A 1,222-nucleotide genomic window follows, 5' to 3' on the forward strand; every position below is an offset into this window, starting at 1 on the left:
CTGCCTGCTTTTTCGTCACGCTAGCCTTTTCCGCAACTGCATCAATCAGCTCACCTTTGTTCATAAGTGCGATCGCCCTTTAGTCATTAGTTATTAGTTATTAGTAACGCAAACGCAAAACCAGCACCCGACGGCGATGCTGGTCGCTGAAACTATGAAACTGTTTCTCCTAAGAGGCAAAGTATCTCCTGTTCTATTTGTTTCATTTTCTCCATCACATCCTGATGATGTTGTTGTGCTGCTTCTAGTCTCACTCGAAGCCTTTCTTCGTGAGACTCAACGTAAGCCAGATGAGATTGCTGCAATTCTCTCAACTGGCTTAGCATTTTCCCAAAACTTGCTTCTCCTCCGTTGTTAAAGCTTTTTTGGTTTCGATGTATCCCCGAGCGATATTCCGGATCAAGTCCGTCCTCGAATCCAGTCCCATCGCTTTCGCCTTCTCGTCCAGCGCTTCCCAGTCCTCTGGCTCCAAGCGAACCGTCGCGTTTATTGTTGTCTTCTTTCCCTGATTTACCATAGCTTCTAGCCATATTAAGACTCTCCTCAATTATTGCACGTGCTACTATTGACATACATTTTAGCACGTGCAATCATAACAATATAACTCTGCACGTGCAACAGCAGAGCTTACCCCTGATGTTAATGGGTGGGCGGTTCCCACCTTTTCCCCTAACCTATGTACACCCTAGAAAGTCTCCAACAGAAGAATTTAAAGGAACTCAAGGAAATCGGCTACCAGCTCAACGTGCTCCCGGAGGGCGATCGCCGGTGCCGCCAAAACTGGATCGATGCCATCGCCGGCAAACAGCCCCCGCTGCTGCAATTGCTGGAAGTTTCCCCGGTGTCGGAAGTCGAAACAGTCCAGGAGGCGATCGAAATTCAAGCCCAGGAGCCGATCGAAATTCAAGCCCAGGAGCCGATCGAATCTAAATTTGATTGCCCGACTTGCAAGGCTATCGAGAGCCTCCATATTGGTCGAGATTGCTGCATGGAAGAGTGGATCATTCAGTGCTTGCACTGTGGTTACAGCCGGCCTATGAATCCCAGCGGCGCATATCTATCCGTGCCCGATCCGGCACTGGATCTTTTCGGCATCTTTCCATTCAAAGTCGATCTTTCGCGAAAGCTAGAAGTTCAAGCCCAGGAGCCGATCGCACAAACAGCAAAAATTACACCGGGGGAAAATGATGGAAATGCCACAGAGAGCGACAGACTTACAAAT

At 48.6% G+C, this 1,222-nt stretch carries 2 protein-coding genes and 2 pseudogenes; 1 reads left to right on the forward strand and 3 read right to left on the reverse strand.

Annotation, left to right across the window (positions count from 1 at the left end):
* The 3 genes and pseudogenes from QUA10_RS29025 to QUA10_RS29260 all read right to left on the reverse strand — a co-directional run.
* A pseudogene (locus QUA10_RS29025) lies at positions 1–64 on the reverse strand (HU family DNA-binding protein); the annotation flags it as partial.
* A gap of 88 nt (positions 65–152) precedes the next feature.
* Positions 153–326 (reverse strand): hypothetical protein, encoded by a 174-nt coding sequence (locus QUA10_RS29255; protein WP_445243615.1) that lies wholly within the window; start codon positions 324–326, stop codon positions 153–155.
* On the reverse strand, positions 320–517 hold the full coding sequence (locus tag QUA10_RS29260) for a ribbon-helix-helix protein, CopG family (RefSeq protein WP_445243616.1): 198 nt from the start codon (positions 515–517) through the stop codon (positions 320–322). Before QUA10_RS29260 ends, QUA10_RS29255 begins: the two co-directional genes overlap by 7 nt.
* Positions 518–676: 159 nt before the next feature.
* Between QUA10_RS29260 and QUA10_RS29035 the strand changes: the two are divergent.
* Positions 677–1,222, forward strand: a pseudogene (locus QUA10_RS29035) (hypothetical protein); the annotation flags it as partial.

The sequence above is a fragment of the Microcoleus sp. Pol8_D6 genome, assembly GCF_036700965.1.
GTDB lineage: Bacteria > Cyanobacteriota > Cyanobacteriia > Cyanobacteriales > Microcoleaceae > Microcoleus.

Bases quoted from the DNA above. Each gene is read 5' to 3' on its own strand.
- QUA10_RS29255 (WP_445243615.1), bottom strand. From the start codon at position 326: ATGCTAAGCCAGTTGAGAGAATTGCAGCAATCTCATCTGGCTTACGTT.
- QUA10_RS29260 (WP_445243616.1), bottom strand. From the start codon at position 517: ATGGTAAATCAGGGAAAGAAGACAACAATAAACGCGACGGTTCGCTTG.